We start from the raw sequence: 13,762 nt of genomic DNA on the forward strand, positions 1-13,762 counted from the left end.
GCTAGTGCCGCGTCAGGCAGCGTTTGCCCTTCAAGGAGCGGCGTCCGGTGCGTGCTCTCGGCGTGCCGGCCGCAAGCGCTCGTACTGGACGTACTTGAGCTTTCGGCCGGCACGGCGAGAGTGCGTGCCGGGCGTCGCGACGGGGCGAACGTTGCCTGACGCGGCACTAGCGGCACCACTGGACCGGGGTGTGGTTGTGGACGAAGCGCGCCGAGACCCAGCCGGGCTTGCCGTGCAGCCGGTACCAGATGTTGTTGCCCTCCACCCAGGAGCCCCTGGCCTGGCAGGACAGCTCGACCTTCGCGTTCGGGCCCAGCGTCCCGATCACCTTCGCCGACGTCGTCGGCTTGTTCCGTACGTGGAGGGGCGCGCGGGCGACCACCACGCCCTTCACGTGCGCGTCCCGGGCGCCCGCGGCAGGCGTGGCCGGTCCCGGTGCAGCCTCCGCCGCTCCCGCCGGCACCCCTGGGAGCAGCAGCGCCAGGCCCACCGCTGCCATCGCCACCGCCGCCTGCATGTTCCGCTGCCCCATGCGCTTCTCCCGATCCGTGGTGCGTGGATGCCTCGGCCTGCCGTTCGCGGCCGCCCTGCGATCGACACTGCATCGGCAACGGCCGTCCGGTCCCGGCGGCATGCCGCCCACTCACCCTTATGGCGCAGCGACTTCGCCGCCCGCCGACGCTGCGCGCGCCATGGCGAACCCCCGGCAGGACACCCGCCGCCCTGCCGGGGAGTGCGCGCGTGGGGCCCCTCACGGGGCCGCACGGGGCTGCGTCACCAGTAGTGGCTGCGGCCTCCGACCGCGTGCCCGACGGCGCCGAGCAGCCAGAGGACCAGGCCCACCACGACGAGAATCAGGCCGATCGTCCACAGAATCGAGATTCCGGTGACGAATCCTATGATCAGCAGGATCACTCCGAGGACAATCACGACAACCTCCCAGCGCCCCGGTGCTTGGGTGCACCAGGACACCCTGCGTGTACCATAAATGCCGCGTTTCATGCCTCGATGGCGCCCGTAATCGAATCCGGGAGCGCAGGCCCTGGGTGCCGTCCGTACTGCGCCGCCAGGCGACCGGCTGGAACTGGTCCACCCGGTCGCCGGTCCGGCCGCCGAACAGCTCGGCCGACGCCTGCCGGTCACGGCGCATCACGTGCTCGGCGAGGTGCGAGGCGCGACGCAACGGGCGACGCGGTACGTGGTGTGGTTGAGCGTGGACAGCCACAGCCATGAACCGCGGCGGCGCGGGGTCTCAGGATTCGGAATAGCTGAAGTCGCCCATCGTCCAGGCGCTGACGTCCTTGATCGCGATCCGGTACATGCCACCGGTCTCGGGGATGCCCACGGTGCCCTGGAGGATCCTGGCCACGTGGAAGTGCAAGTAGGAGGGGGGATGTGGTGCGCTGCGCGGGGGGACGTCCGTCTCCTCGACCCCTTCGGCATCCATGAAGAGGCTTGCGAACGGACCGAGCCGGTCCGAATCCGCCAGGACTTCGGCCACCCGCCGCCGCCATACGCTCTCGGGAGCGAGGCGGCCGGTGATCACGGCCCCGTGCACCAGGACGGTCAACGACATCTGATTGGTCTGCTGCGACTCCACCGCGGCGGCGATGGCAACGAGCAGGTCGTCAGGCTTCGACATGGGCAGGAATGCTACAAGCTCCGCCGCGGAACCCGGGCGTGTCCCCCCGTGAGCCGGGACGGGGCGCGGCGTCAGCCGGCGAAGCCGACGTGCACATGGTCGTGGTGCGTGTCGTCGGAGAAGAACGGGTTGGGCGTGGCTCCGCCCGAAACGCGTACGGGGCCGCCGACGTTGTACGAGCCCGCGGCCGCTGCCGAGCGCATGAATGCGGTGATCAGGCTGCGCGGGGTCGCGGGGTCGACGATCGGACGGCCGTCGATGCCCCAGACGTCGAAGGCCCGGCCGACCGGGTGGTCGCTCGGCCGGCTCGTGCCGAACACGTTGAGCGGGTGTCCCGACCGGACCACGCTGACCGACACCCGGTAGGTCTCGGCGAGCCGGAGCATGGCGCGCAGCACGCTCTCGTGCACCGCCCCGCTGCGGATGTCCGCGGCAGAGGCGGGCGGCAGTTCGATCCGGGGCTGGGCGAGCACCGCCCGTGCCGAGGCACCGAGCGGCGCCGCGGGCCCCGGGCGCCCGGGGTGCAGAGCGGTGACCGCCCAGCCCGCGGAGGTGCGGTCGAGGCGGACGTCGACGGTGGTTCCGCCCTCGCGGACGACCCCGCCGGTACGGGTGCTCTGGGCGCAGGGGATCAGGACGCTCGCGGTGTCCGGCAGGAGGCCCCCGTACTGCGCGTCGATCACGCGGACGACCGCTTGGTCCGCCGGGGGTGTCAACGGCCCCGCTTCGGCGGCGAGCCGGGCGGCCAGGGGCCCTGCGATGCCCAGCGCCGCGACCCGCTGCGCCGCGTTGCGCGGGCCGCCCTGGCCCGGCGGCCAGGTCCCGAGCGCCTCGACGAGCCGTACGGCGGCGAGTTTGGCCGCGGGTTCGATCTCGCCCGGCCCCGGCCGCCACGAAACCGCGGCCGGAAGACTCGCCGAGGGCGCGGGCGAGGCGGGCGAGGCTTCCGTACCCGGCGAGCAGCCTGCCGCACCGGCGCACCAGGCGGCCGTGCCCAGCAGCAGCGAACGGCGTCCGACGCCCTCGGACGGGTTCTCGCGGATCGAGGGCGGCAGGACCATGACCGGCTCCTCGAACGACCGGGAGTAATTCAGGATCAGTACGTTTACGGACACCGTTCCGGGTCAGACGCAGGAACGTCCGCAGTTCCCCTCCCAGTGGAGAATCCACCATGTCCGGAGAACAGAAGGCCAAGGCCAAGGGCGAGCAGGCCAAGGGCAAACTCAAGGAAACGGCGGGCCGGGCTGTCGGCAACGAACGGATGACCGCCGAGGGCCGCGCCGAGAAGGCGAAGGGCGACGCCCGCCAGGCCAAGGAAAAGATCAAGGACACCCTCAAGGACTGACGCCCTCAGGTATGGGCCCCGCCTCCCGAGCACCCGCGTGGTGCCGGGAGGCGTTCATGTCTCCCCGAGTCTCGATCGGGAAGAGGAGCCTCAGGTGTGGAGGCGGCCGTTGGTGCCGTCGTGGGCGTCCGCGTGCGCGTCGTCGAACCAGTAGTCGCCGGCCGCCAGGTACCGGAAAGAGTGCACCTGCTTGATCGGCAGCTTGACGGTGACGGCGCGCGAGCCGTCGGCACGCGGAGTCAGCGTGTGCGTACCCGGCTTCCAGTCGTTGAAGTCACCGACGACGCTGACCGGGCCGGGCGGCTCGTCGCCCGGCAGGACGAACGTCACCTCGGTACGGTCCTTGCGCAGCTTGCGTTCCAGCATGGACAGGCCTCCCACGAAGACACGGACGGGCATGGAGCCCGCTCCATCGTGTCGCCCCCGGGGGTTCCACACCCGGCAACACGGCCGCCACACCACTCGTGTGGCTGCTCCCTGCCTTCCGGAAGCCACTGCGGACCCGGCCGCCCGACCCGCTATCGCCTCGCCGGGGACACGTCCTCGGCGAGCAGGGCGAGCAGGCCCGCGACCTCGTGGCCGGCCTCGGCGGGGTGCCGGAACATCGCCCCATCGGCGATTTCGTACCGGTTGCGCCTGCCGTCGCGGGAGCGGGTCAGGTACCCGTCCGCTTCGAGGTCGGCGACGATCGCCTGGACCGTCCGCTCGGTGAGTCCGCAGGTCGCCGCGACATCGCGCAGCCGCACCCCGGGGTCCCGTGAGATGGCGACGAGGACCCGTGCATGGTTGGTCAGGAACGTCCACGCGGGGCGGCGCTCTGAGCTGTTTCCCATGTCTCCATCATGCGCCGCTCCATTCGCGTGAGACAAGTCGCGTAAGGCGTATCGCGTAAAGCAAGACGCGAGACAGAAGACGTGCAAGAGAAGACGCGAAATATTTTTCCCGTAATTCTTGACGCATGACAGGACGCGGCGGACGATCGAGATGACAGCGATCCGACTGGAACAAGGGAGTCGGAGATGTCCCCAGCTCGGCAAGGCGCAGCAACGGCACGGACGGACGAAGGACGGTCGACCGTCACCGTGGAACCGGATGGCGCGGGCGGCGCGGTGGTCATCCTCGCCGGAGAAATCGATCAGGACTGTGCCGCGGAGGTTCAGGACGTCCTGATGTCCGCCCTGGGCGCCCATCCCGGAGGGGTGGTGCTCGATCTGGCTGCAGTGACCTTCTGCGACTGCTCGTGCCTGAACGTCCTGCTGCACGCCCGTCTGAGAGCAGGCGCCGATCCCGGCCGGCACTTCAAGGTCCGGAACATGAGTGCCCGCGTTGCCCGCCTGCTCGCGCTGACGGACACCCTCGCGTACTTCCCGAACGGCGACGGGCCCCGGCCGTATCCGGCCGAGGTGGCGGTCGGCTCCCCCGACGGGCCCCCGGAGACCCCCTCGGGGTGAGCTCCGCCGCTGAACCGCCCGGTCGGGGCCGGTGGTCGAGGCCGCCTACGCCGACGTACCGCACCTCGTGGAACGCCTGGGCCTGTTCGTCATCATCGTGCTGGGCGAAGGCGTCATCCAGATCACCTCGGCAGCCGGGCAAGCCGTCTGGGACGCCGCCCTGATCGGCGCGGCGGCCGGTGCCTTCGCCCTGCTGATCGGCCTGTGGAGCATGTCGCTGCTGCACGGGTACGGCGGAGTCCCGAAAGGCGGACCAACGACCTTCCCGTACGCGTCACCATGGCCCTGCACTGCGCGACGACCTGCGCGATCGCGGTCCTGGCCGCGGGGCTCGGCTCGGCGATCACGCACCCGCACGGCCATACCCCCGACGGGGCGCGCTGGCTGCTGTGCGGAAGCGTGGCCGGGTACTTCGGCGTCGGCATCCTGGCCGCCGTGGTGGCCGGTGCCTCCTGGCGCCGGATCCTGCTGTGGGCGCTGCCCTGCCTGCTGCTGACGCTGCTCCTGGCCGTGTCGGCGGTCCACTTCGGCGCGGTGTGGCTGCTCTGGGGGCTGGTCGCGGCGGTGGTCTGGCAGATCGTGTGCGCGTCGGACGTGCCGGGGCGGGTGAGCGGGGGCCGTGGTGCCTGACCTGCGAGCGCCGGACGGCCAGGAGGCCGCGCTGGTCGCCGCCCTCAGGTGTGGACCGGAACGGGCTGGGCAGGCGCCCCCGGGAACCCCCGCCCCAGGGACGAAGGAGTGAAGCGCGATGATCAACGTGTGGATCTACCGCGAGACGACGGGGCGCCTGACCGGAACCGACCTGACCGGTTACAAGGTCGAGGCGCTCGACGGCAGCATCGGCAAGGTCGACAAGCACTCCGACGAGGTCGACGCCTCCTACGTCGTGGTCGACACGGGCCCGTGGATCTTCGGCAAGCACGTACTGCTGCCGGCCGGCACCGTCACCCGCATCGACATGGACGAGGGCAGGATCCACGTCGGCCTCACCAAGGACCAGATCAAGTCCGCCCCGGAGTTCGACCAGGAGAAGCACCTCGAGGATGCGGACTACCACCGCGTGCTGGGCGGCTACTACGGGGGCTTTTCGCACCGGGCCTGACCCGGCGGCCGCGGGAAACCACCGCCGGGCTGGGCACCTCGAGCCCGGGCTCGACAGCGCCTACGAGCCGCTGCCGGGCTCGGCCGCGTGCCACACCGTCGTCGCGTTGCAGAACTCGCGGATGCCGTGGCCCGACAGCTCGCGCCCGTAACCCGAGCGCTTCACCCCGCCGAAGGGCAGTGCCGGGTGGGAGGCGGTCATGCCGTTGAAGAAGATCCCGCCGGCCTCGATGTCCCGTACGAAGCGCTCCTGCTCGGCCTTGTCACGGGTCCAGACGTTCGAACTCAGGCCGAAGGGAGTGTCGTTGGCGAGCTCCACCGCCTCGTCGAGGTCCTGCACCCGGTACACGGTGGCCACCGGGCCGAACGCCTCCTCGCGGTGGATCCGCATCTCCGGGGTGATCCCGGAGAGCACGGTCGGTTCGTAGAACCAGCCCCCCGACAGGTCCTCCGGCAGGCCCTTCGGCCGCTGCCCGCCGCACAGCGCGGTGGCCCCGCGGCGTACGGCGTCCTCGACCAGCGCCTCGACGTCGGCGCGGCCCTGCTCGGTGGCGAGCGGACCGACGTCCGTGGACTCCGACAGCGGGTCGCCGACGGTCAGCGCGGCCATCCGGGCCGTGAAGCTGCGGGTGAACTCCTCGTGGACATCGGCGTGCACGAGGAAGCGCTTGGCAGCGATGCAGGACTGCCCGTTGTTCTGCACCCGGGCCGTGACGGCCACCGCTGCGGCCCGTTCCACGTCGGCCGACGGCATCACTACGAACGGGTCGCTGCCGCCCAGCTCCAGGACGGTCTTCTTCACCTCGTCACCGGCGATCGCGGCGACGGACCGGCCGGCCGGCTCGCTCCCGGTGAGAGTGGCCGCCGCGACCCTGGGGTCGCGGAGGATGCCCTCGACGGCGCGCGAGGACACCAGCAGCGTCTGGAACACCCCGGCGGGGAAGCCGGCGCGCCGGAAGAGGTCGCCCAGGTACAGCGCGGTCTGCGGCACGTTCGACGCGTGCTTGAGCAGGCCCGCGTTGCCCGCCATCAGAGCGGGCGCCGCGAAGCGGACGACCTGCCAAAGGGGGAAGTTCCAGGGCATCACGGCAAGGACCACGCCGAGGGGGCGGTAGTGGACCCGGGCGCGGGAGGCTCCGGCGTCCGCCACCTCGGCCTGGGCGGGGTGCTCGTCGGCCAGCAGTTCCTCGGCGTTGCGCGCGTACCAGCGCATGGCCTTCGCGCACTTGGCCGCTTCCGCCCGGGCGGCGGCGAGCGGCTTGCCCATCTCGAGCGTCATCGTACGGGCGATGGCGTCCTGCTCCTGGTCCAGCAGGTCGGCCGCGCGGTCGAGGAGGCGGGCGCGCTCGGCGAATTCCGTCGAGCGGTAGCTCCTGAACGCCGAGTCGGCGGCCGCCAGGCGCTGCTCGATCTGCTCGGCCCCCAGCTCGTCGAACGTCTTGAGCGTCTCGCCGTTCGCGGGGTTGACGGTTGCGATGGGCACGTCAGGCTCTCCTCGTCCTCGATGCGTCGCATCGGACCGTACCGGGCCGGCCGGGTCCGCCCGGGACGGCGCCGTGGCGTGTCAGTCCGGGAAACGCATTCACTCGATCGCCGAAGCCACCGGAACGTCTGCCCGAGCGGTTCGCACCGCCGCGGCCGCGGTCTGCGCCGGCTGAGCGGCCTTGGTGAAGTGGGGTGCGTTTCCGCGTCGTCCGGTGCGGTGCATCGCAAGGCGGAGCGGCACGCTTGTACTGGACGTACCAGGGTGCTGCGAGACCGCGGCGAAGCGCCGTGCCGGGCGGCGCAGGGGCGTGCCCCACTTCCCCGAGACCGCTTACGCGTCCGGGCCGCGCCCGACGGCGGCCAGCAGCGTACTCATGGCCAGCAGGGCCACGGCCCACAACCCGGCCGTCCAGGGTGAGTTCGCGCCCTCCGGGGCCGGGGACACCCGGTGCCGGGAGTCGTAGGCGACCCGGAGCTCCGCTCCCGCGGCAGCGATGCGCCGGTCGTCCCCGAGCTCATCGGGGTAGCCGCCGGGGCAGTTCAGCACATGGCGGTACACGGTCTTCTCCGCGGGAGCGCCCTCTCCGGCGGAGCCCTGCACCCTGGCCTGGACGTCGCGTACGACGCACAGGGCGACCTCCCCACGCGAGGCGGCCTGATCCGCGGCCGTCACGGTCAGCAGCAGCCCCAAGGCCATGAAGAGCGCCCCGAAGAGACTGCCGCTCCCGCGCACGAGCGCGAAGTACGCCACCGAGCCGCCGATGACGAGCACCGCTCCGCCCGCCAACGCGACCGTGCCGGACGGCGCCGAGGTGCCGCCGTAGCACCAGTGGGCCCAGGCGTACACGGCCGCGGCCGCCGCGACGGGCACCAGCGCGGCGAGCCGCCACACCTGCGGTTCGGCCCCTGGCATGAACACCACCCCCTCACCGCTGGGCCGCCTGCGCCGCACCGATGGTTCACGCGTTCGGTGGTTCGGCATCCCGGCAGTTCGGCGTCCCGAGGAGTTTTCCGGCGCACGGCTCCCCCGGTGTCGCGGGCGGGGCGCAGCGTACGCCGGCGCCCCGCCCGCGACGGAGTTCTCAGGGGCGGCGGATCAGCAACGCGGGCAGGCGTCGCGGATCACGCGCCAGGTGAACGTGGTGGAGGCCGTGGCGCCCGTGGCATCCTTGATGGTGACCGTCACGGTGCGGGTGCCGCTGCCGCGCAGCAGGCCGGAGATCAGCCCGGTCGACTGGTTGATCGTCAGACCGAGCGGCAGATTGCCTGCCGACCAGGTGTACGGGGTGGTGCCGCCGCCGGCCGTCATCTGCAGCCGGACGCTGTCGTACTGGTAGTTGACCTGGTTGCCCGGGAAGCCCACCACCGGTGCTGCGGCCACGGAGCTGACCGCGGGTGTGGCGGGCTGCACGGCGGCAACCGCGGCCGACGAGCCGACGGGGACGGCCAGGACGGCCGCCAAGCCCACGGCCAGGACCGCTAATCGACGCGGGACACGCTTGTTCGATCTCAACATGACCTCCGAACTCGCTTGTGGAGAAGCTGTGTTCAAAGTGCGATGGGACGTCGGAATCCTACGCACGAGTACACGTTTTCCTCTAGCACGCCGCAGAGGGCAGTTCCGGCCGACCAATGGCCGGTTCAGGGCGGGTTCAGGGCCGGTTCAGGGCAGCGTCCAGCGCGGTGAGCAGCTGGTCGATGTCGGCGCCGGTGGTGTGGAGGTGCGGGCTGATGCGGATCGCCGAGCCCCTGGCCCCGACGAACACGTTCGCCTCCTCCAGCGCGGCCACCACGCGCTGCTGGAGCCCCTCGGGGACCGTGATGCCGAGCATGTGCGGTCCCCGCGGCGCGGGGACGGGCAGGCCCCGCTCGCGGGCCGCCGAGGCGATACGGGCCGTGGTCGCCGCCAAGGTGACGGCGATGCGGGGGACGGTCCAGGCCGACAGCTGTTCGAGGGCTGCGATGGCCATGGGGGTGAGTTCGAAGGCGGTGCGGGCGCCCACGTCGAAGCGGCGGGCCCCGGGCTGGTACTCGGTGCGGTAGTCGACGAGGCGCGAGAAATCCTGGGAGTCCTTGCGCAGGATCCAGTTCTCCTCCAGCGGCCGCCCCTCCCGGTGTTCCGGAGCCACGTACAGGTAGCCGAGCCCGAAAGGGCCGAGCAGCCACTTGTAGCCGACGCTGACGAGGAAATCGGGCTGCAGCGTGCGCATGTCGATCGGGATCGCCCCGGCGGACTGGCTGGCGTCGACCACCAGGGCGGCGCCCGCGGCCCGGGTGGCCTCGGCGATCCGGTCGAGGTCGAGCAAGGCGCCGTCGGTCCAGTGCACGCGGGGAACCGAGACCACGGCCACGCCGTCGTCGTGTGCGGCGAGTGCGTCGAGGACGGCCTCGGTCCAGGTCTGGCCGGGGTCCCGGTCCACGGTGAGCATCGAGGCCCCCGTACGCTCGGCGAACCGCCACCAGGTGTAGATCCCTGACGGGTACTCGCCGGCGAGGACCAGGACCCGGCTGCCGGCCGGCGCCGTCAGGTTGGCGGCAGCCACCGCGAACCCGTAGCTGGTCGCCGGTACGAGGGCGATGCCGTCTGCGGCTGCCCCGATGAGCTCCGCGAACAGCGCTCTGCGCTCCTCGGCCGCGGTGAACCAGTCGGCGCCCTGGATCCGCCACGGCTGGGCGCGCTTGAGGAGGGCGCCCTCGCCTGCGACGAGGCCGGTGCGCAGGGTCGGTGCCAGGCTCGCGGTGTTGAAGTAGGCGATGCCGTCGGGGATGTCGAACAGCTCACGGGCGTTGGGGAGCAGCTCGCTGCCGTCAGGCGAGGTCATGTCATGCCTTTCGAGACGTGCGGCTCCGCAGAGCCGGGCCTGGGCCGGAGTCCACCACACTGCCCGGCCTCGGGGGCCGGAAACATCAGCCGCCCCGGCGGATGGGCTCACTCGCCCCACTTGGCCGACCCGTCGTAGCGGCCGCAGCGGATCGGCCGACGGTTCCGGTCCCGCGACCCTGCGCCGCGTACGGGACGGGCGCGCCGCTGCCGTCGCCCGGCCCGCCGGGCCGATAGTGGGGAGCTGTGAGCAACGGGTCAGAGGGACACATGCAAGAGGGCGGCGCCTGGTCCGGGTCTGCCGGGGCAGAGGCGTTCGCGGCGGTGGAGGCAGCCACGGACTGGCTGCTCGGCTATCCGTTCGTGTTCGAGGCCCTGGCCCGCCACCGGATCGGCGAGGACGGGGTGCTCGTGGACTACGGCTGCGGGCCCGGACGGGTGGCCGACCAGGCGGCGCGCGTGCTGGGCGCACGGGTGCTGGGGGTGGACACGTCCGCCGAGATGCTGGCGCTGGCCCGGAGCACGGCGACAGAGGTGGCGGAGTTCCACCTGGTCAGGGACGGCCGCGTGACCGGCCTGCCCGACGGATGCGCGGACGCGGTGATGTGCAATCACGTCCTGGCCTCGCTGCCGACCGAGGAGGCCGTGCTCGCGGTGCTCGCCGAGATCCGCCGCCTGCTGCGGCCCGGGGCCCCGCTCGTGCTGCTGACCACCGACCCCGCCTGTACGGGGTTGGAGTACGCCTCGCTGCGCGTGGGCACGGCGGGGGCCGCGTACCTGCCGGGCGAGGAGATGCCGCTACGGCTGCGGCGCACCGACGGTTCCTGGCAGGAGGTACGCAATCACGCCTGGCCCGTGGCCCTGCTGCCGGCCCTGCTGGAACGCGCCCGCTTCCGCGATGCCGCCCAGCGCCGGCCGACCGTGGACAAGGCCCTGGCCATCGCCGACCCGGCTCTCGTGCAGCGGTACGCGTGGGCCGCGGAGCGGGCCGAACCGCCGCTGGTGATCACCTCGGCCCTCGCCGCCTGAGCCTCCCGGAGACCACTGTGTTCCCCTCTCCTGTCCGTGTTGTTCGAGTTCCTCGGGTCGTCCGACGGGAAACAGCAGCCCTGGCCGTACTCGGCCTGTTGGGTGCGCTCGTCGCGGGTGCTCCGGCCGCGGCTCCCTCCCCTCGGGCGGCGTACGTACGAGCGGTGACCGCCGTCCCCACGGCGCCGGGAAGCGCCACGCCCCTGTCCGGGTACGCCATCCGGTCGACGGCGGAGGTCTCCGACGCGGCGGCCGTCGTCTCGGCCCCGGGCTACCGGACGACGGGCTGGCACCCGGCCGGGCCGCGTTCCACCGTGCTCGCAGCCCTGGTCGCGGACGGCAAGCACCCCGACCCCTTCTACTCCACGAACCAGCAGCGCATCCCCGCCGCCGATTTCACCGTGCCGTGGTGGTTCCGCGCCGAGTTCACCGTCGAGGACCCCTCCTCGCGCACGTACCTGGACTTCAGCGGGGTGGTCTCCGCAGCGGACGTGTTCGTCAACGGCAAGCAGGTCGCCACCGCGTCCACGGTCGCCGGCGCGTACACCCGTCACGAGCTCGACGTCACCGGTCTGGTGCGGGCCGGCGCCAATGCGGTGGCCTTCCGGATCAACCCCAACAACCCCCGCAAGAACCTGACCATGGGCTGGCTCGACTGGTTGCAGCCGCCCCCGGACGAGAACATGGGCATCGTCCGCGACGTGCTCGTACGGCGCGGCGGCCCCGTCGCCCTGCGCGATGCGCACGTGGTCACCAGCCTGGCACTGCCGTCCCTGGCCGCCGCAGACCTGACCGTCAAGGCGCAGGTACGCAACGACTCGGCCGAAGCCGTCACCGCCACGCTCTCCGGCACCATCGGCGCCACTGATCCCACCGGCCCCACCAGCACCGGCATCGCCTTCCGCCGGGACGTGCCCCTGCGCGCCCACGAGACGAAGACGGTGGCCTTCGCCCCTGCCGACGCACCGGGGCTGCACCTCGACGCACCGCGCGTGTGGTGGCCCGCCGGGATGGGCGCGCAGGAGCTGTACGCCCTCGACCTGACGGTGACGGTGCCGGTCCCAGGTGCCGGAGCCCGGTCCGGGGCCGAGTCCGGAGCCGTGTCCGACCGCTCCCGCCACGGCTTCGGCATCCGCAGCGTGCAGGCCCCGCTCAACAAGGACGGCGCCCGCCAGTACTCCGTCAACGGCCGGCCCCTGCTGATCCGGGGCGCCGGCTGGTCCCCCGACCAGCTGCTCCGCTGGGACCCGACCTACGCCGAGGACCGGCTGGCGTACGCACGCGACCTCGGCCTCAACACCCTGCGCCTGGAAGGGCACCTCGAACCGGACGAGTTCTTCGACCTCGCCGACCGGTACGGGATCCTCACCCTGCCGGGCTGGCAGTGCTGTACCAAGTGGGAGGGCGAGGTCAACGGCACCGAGGCCGGAGAGAGCTGGACCGCGGCCGACCACCCGGTCGCCAAGGCCTCCATGGCGGCCGAGGCCGCGCGCCTGCGCGATCACCCCAGTGTCATCTCCTTCCTCATCGGCAGCGACTTCGCCCCGGACGCGGAGATCGAGAAGGGCTACCTCGACGCGCTGAAGGCCGCCGACTGGCCCACCCCGGTGATCCCCGCCGCCTCCGCCAAGTCGGCACCTCTCAGCGGCCCTTCGGGGATGCGGATGCCCGGCCCCTACGACTGGGTGCCGCCCGGCTACTGGTACGACAAACGGGAGGGCGGAGCCACCGGCTTCAACTCCGAGACCAGCGCCGGCCCCGATGTCCCCACCCTCGACACCCTGCGCCGCATGATGTCCCCCGCGGAGCTGACCGCCCTCTGGAAGGACCCGGCCGCGCCGCAGTACCACCGTTCCCCCTCCCGCACCTACGCCACGCTCAAGCTGTACGACGATGCGCTGACCGCCCGGTACGGCGCCCCGCGCAGCCTCGATGACTACGTCGCCAAGGCGCAGCTCGCCCAGTACGAGAACGTCCGCGCGCAGTTCGAGGCGTACGCGCGCAATGCCACCGACGCCTCGAAGCCCTCGACGGGGGTGATCTACTGGATGTTCAACAGCGGCTGGACCTCGCTGCACTGGCAGCTCGTGGACCGCTTCCTCGACCAGGGCGGCGCCTACTTCGGCGCGAAGAAGGCGAACGAGCCCCTGCACATCCAGTACTCCTACGACGACCGCACGGTGGCCGTCGTCAACCGCCGCCGGGCGGCGGTGTCGGGGCTGACCGCGCGGGTCTCCCTCTTCAACACGGACGGGACGCAGAAGTACGACCGGACCGTGACCGGTCTCGGCGTCGGCGGGGACGGCGCGAAGGCCACCGCGCTGACCCTTCCGGCCTCGGTGGAGGGGCTGTCCACCACCCATCTCGCACGGCTGATCCTGACGGACTCCGCCGGCAGCGAGGTGAGCCGCAACGTGTACTGGCTCTCCACCCGCCGGGATGTCTCCGACTACGACGAGAGCGACTGGTACCACACCCCGACCACGGCCTACGCCGACCTCACCGGGCTGCGGTCCATGGCGCAGGCCTCCCTGTCCGCCACGGCGACGACGGCCGTGGGCGCCGATGCGCCGACAACGTCCACGACCACGACCACGACCACGACCACCGTCACGCTACGCAACACCGGCACCGGGAACACGCCGGCCCTGCTCACCGACCTCCATCTGGTGGACGGCAAGGACGTCCCCGTCCTGCCCGTCCAGTGGTCCGACAATCAGATCAGCCTCTGGCCCGGTGAGTCGGCGACCCTGACGGCGACGTACCGCACCGCCGATCTGCACGGGTCCGCGCCCCGGATCAGGGTCTCGGGCTGGAACACGCCGACGGCCACGGTCCCGGCCGCCGGGCGCCGGTAGGCCGGCCGGCCCGGACCGGGGCAGCGGACA

16 protein-coding genes and 1 pseudogene are annotated in these 13,762 nt (G+C 72.0%); 7 read left to right on the top strand and 10 right to left on the bottom strand.

Annotation, left to right across the window (positions count from 1 at the left end):
- Nucleotides 1–166 precede the first annotated feature (166 nt).
- The 4 genes from AB0M76_RS40575 to AB0M76_RS40590 all read right to left on the bottom strand — a co-directional run bounded on the left by AB0M76_RS40575 (nt 167) and on the right by AB0M76_RS40590 (nt 2,703).
- Nucleotides 167–532 (bottom strand): SH3 domain-containing protein, encoded by a 366-nt coding sequence (locus tag AB0M76_RS40575; RefSeq protein WP_365957776.1) that lies wholly within the window; start codon nt 530–532, stop codon nt 167–169.
- A gap of 242 nt (nt 533–774) precedes the next feature.
- Entirely contained in the window at nt 775–930 is a 156-nt protein-coding gene (locus tag AB0M76_RS40580) for a DUF6131 family protein (RefSeq protein ID WP_365957777.1), read from the bottom strand.
- Between the two features lie 322 nt (nt 931–1,252).
- A complete protein-coding gene (locus AB0M76_RS40585; protein ID WP_365957778.1) occupies nt 1,253–1,642 on the bottom strand; it encodes a hypothetical protein in 390 nt (129 codons plus the stop codon).
- Nucleotides 1,643–1,713: 71 nt separating this feature from the next.
- Nucleotides 1,714–2,703: a hypothetical protein gene (locus AB0M76_RS40590; protein WP_365957779.1), complete on the bottom strand. Its 990-nt coding sequence runs from the start codon at nt 2,701–2,703 to the stop codon at nt 1,714–1,716.
- 110 nt (nt 2,704–2,813) lie between these two features.
- Between AB0M76_RS40590 and AB0M76_RS40595 the strand changes: the two genes are divergently transcribed.
- Entirely contained in the window at nt 2,814–2,987 is a 174-nt protein-coding gene (locus AB0M76_RS40595; protein WP_365957780.1) for a CsbD family protein, read from the top strand.
- Between the two features lie 90 nt (nt 2,988–3,077).
- Here the strand turns inward: AB0M76_RS40595 and AB0M76_RS40600 are convergent, their stop codons facing one another.
- Nucleotides 3,078–3,353: an isoamylase early set domain-containing protein gene (locus AB0M76_RS40600; RefSeq protein ID WP_266672437.1), complete on the bottom strand. Its 276-nt coding sequence runs from the start codon at nt 3,351–3,353 to the stop codon at nt 3,078–3,080.
- Between the two features lie 152 nt (nt 3,354–3,505).
- Entirely contained in the window at nt 3,506–3,820 is a 315-nt protein-coding gene (locus AB0M76_RS40605) for a helix-turn-helix domain-containing protein (protein WP_365957781.1), read from the bottom strand.
- Between the two features lie 249 nt (nt 3,821–4,069).
- On the opposite strand from AB0M76_RS40605, the gene AB0M76_RS40610 reads away from it, so the two are divergent.
- The 4 genes and pseudogenes from AB0M76_RS40610 (at nt 4,070) to AB0M76_RS40625 (ending at nt 5,540) form a co-directional block, all read left to right on the top strand.
- Nucleotides 4,070–4,438 (top strand): STAS domain-containing protein, encoded by a 369-nt coding sequence (locus tag AB0M76_RS40610; RefSeq protein WP_365957782.1) that lies wholly within the window; start codon nt 4,070–4,072, stop codon nt 4,436–4,438.
- A 97-nt stretch (nt 4,439–4,535) separates the two neighbouring features.
- A pseudogene (locus AB0M76_RS40615) lies at nt 4,536–4,589 on the top strand (hypothetical protein); the annotation flags it as partial.
- Between the two features lie 128 nt (nt 4,590–4,717).
- Nucleotides 4,718–5,068: a hypothetical protein gene (locus AB0M76_RS40620; RefSeq protein WP_365957826.1), complete on the top strand. Its 351-nt coding sequence runs from the start codon at nt 4,718–4,720 to the stop codon at nt 5,066–5,068.
- A 118-nt stretch (nt 5,069–5,186) separates the two neighbouring features.
- The gene (locus AB0M76_RS40625; protein WP_365957783.1) at nt 5,187–5,540 is read left to right on the top strand and encodes a PRC-barrel domain containing protein; all 354 of its coding nucleotides are present in this window, start codon (nt 5,187–5,189) and stop codon (nt 5,538–5,540) included.
- Nucleotides 5,541–5,600: 60 nt separating this feature from the next.
- Here the strand turns inward: AB0M76_RS40625 and AB0M76_RS40630 are convergent, their stop codons facing one another.
- From AB0M76_RS40630 to AB0M76_RS40645, 4 genes are all read right to left on the bottom strand, one after another.
- Entirely contained in the window at nt 5,601–7,022 is a 1,422-nt protein-coding gene (locus AB0M76_RS40630; RefSeq protein ID WP_365957784.1) for an NADP-dependent succinic semialdehyde dehydrogenase, read from the bottom strand.
- A gap of 333 nt (nt 7,023–7,355) precedes the next feature.
- Entirely contained in the window at nt 7,356–7,937 is a 582-nt protein-coding gene (locus AB0M76_RS40635; protein WP_365957785.1) for a hypothetical protein, read from the bottom strand.
- 183 nt (nt 7,938–8,120) lie between these two features.
- The gene (locus AB0M76_RS40640; protein WP_365957786.1) at nt 8,121–8,540 is read right to left on the bottom strand and encodes an Ig domain-containing protein; all 420 of its coding nucleotides are present in this window, start codon (nt 8,538–8,540) and stop codon (nt 8,121–8,123) included.
- A gap of 136 nt (nt 8,541–8,676) precedes the next feature.
- Complete coding sequence (locus AB0M76_RS40645) at nt 8,677–9,846, bottom strand: aminotransferase class V-fold PLP-dependent enzyme (protein ID WP_365957787.1); 1,170 nt, start codon at nt 9,844–9,846, stop codon at nt 8,677–8,679.
- Between the two features lie 245 nt (nt 9,847–10,091).
- On the opposite strand from AB0M76_RS40645, the gene AB0M76_RS40650 reads away from it, so the two are divergent.
- On the top strand, nt 10,092–10,874 hold the full coding sequence (locus tag AB0M76_RS40650) for a class I SAM-dependent methyltransferase (protein ID WP_365957789.1): 783 nt from the start codon (nt 10,092–10,094) through the stop codon (nt 10,872–10,874).
- A 164-nt stretch (nt 10,875–11,038) separates the two neighbouring features.
- The gene (locus AB0M76_RS40655; protein ID WP_365957790.1) at nt 11,039–13,732 is read left to right on the top strand and encodes an exo-beta-D-glucosaminidase; all 2,694 of its coding nucleotides are present in this window, start codon (nt 11,039–11,041) and stop codon (nt 13,730–13,732) included.
- Nucleotides 13,733–13,762 lie beyond the last annotated feature (30 nt).

This window comes from Streptomyces sp. NPDC051364 (assembly GCF_040682115.1).
In the GTDB taxonomy this organism is placed as follows: Bacteria; Actinomycetota; Actinomycetes; order Streptomycetales; family Streptomycetaceae; genus Streptomyces.

What these genes read in the sequence shown, in the direction of transcription:
- AB0M76_RS40575 (WP_365957776.1), bottom strand. Translation starts at nt 532, where the DNA reads ATGGGGCAGCGGAACATGCAGGCGGCGGTGGCGATGGCAGCGGTGGGC.
- AB0M76_RS40585 (WP_365957778.1), bottom strand. Translation starts at nt 1,642, where the DNA reads ATGTCGAAGCCTGACGACCTGCTCGTTGCCATCGCCGCCGCGGTGGAG.
- AB0M76_RS40590 (WP_365957779.1), bottom strand. Translation starts at nt 2,703, where the DNA reads ATGGTCCTGCCGCCCTCGATCCGCGAGAACCCGTCCGAGGGCGTCGGA.
- AB0M76_RS40595 (WP_365957780.1), top strand. Translation starts at nt 2,814, where the DNA reads ATGTCCGGAGAACAGAAGGCCAAGGCCAAGGGCGAGCAGGCCAAGGGC.
- AB0M76_RS40600 (WP_266672437.1), bottom strand. Translation starts at nt 3,353, where the DNA reads ATGCTGGAACGCAAGCTGCGCAAGGACCGTACCGAGGTGACGTTCGTC.
- AB0M76_RS40605 (WP_365957781.1), bottom strand. Translation starts at nt 3,820, where the DNA reads ATGGGAAACAGCTCAGAGCGCCGCCCCGCGTGGACGTTCCTGACCAAC.
- AB0M76_RS40620 (WP_365957826.1), top strand. Translation starts at nt 4,718, where the DNA reads ATGGCCCTGCACTGCGCGACGACCTGCGCGATCGCGGTCCTGGCCGCG.
- AB0M76_RS40625 (WP_365957783.1), top strand. Translation starts at nt 5,187, where the DNA reads ATGATCAACGTGTGGATCTACCGCGAGACGACGGGGCGCCTGACCGGA.
- AB0M76_RS40635 (WP_365957785.1), bottom strand. Translation starts at nt 7,937, where the DNA reads ATGCCAGGGGCCGAACCGCAGGTGTGGCGGCTCGCCGCGCTGGTGCCC.
- AB0M76_RS40640 (WP_365957786.1), bottom strand. Translation starts at nt 8,540, where the DNA reads ATGTTGAGATCGAACAAGCGTGTCCCGCGTCGATTAGCGGTCCTGGCC.
- AB0M76_RS40645 (WP_365957787.1), bottom strand. Translation starts at nt 9,846, where the DNA reads ATGACCTCGCCTGACGGCAGCGAGCTGCTCCCCAACGCCCGTGAGCTG.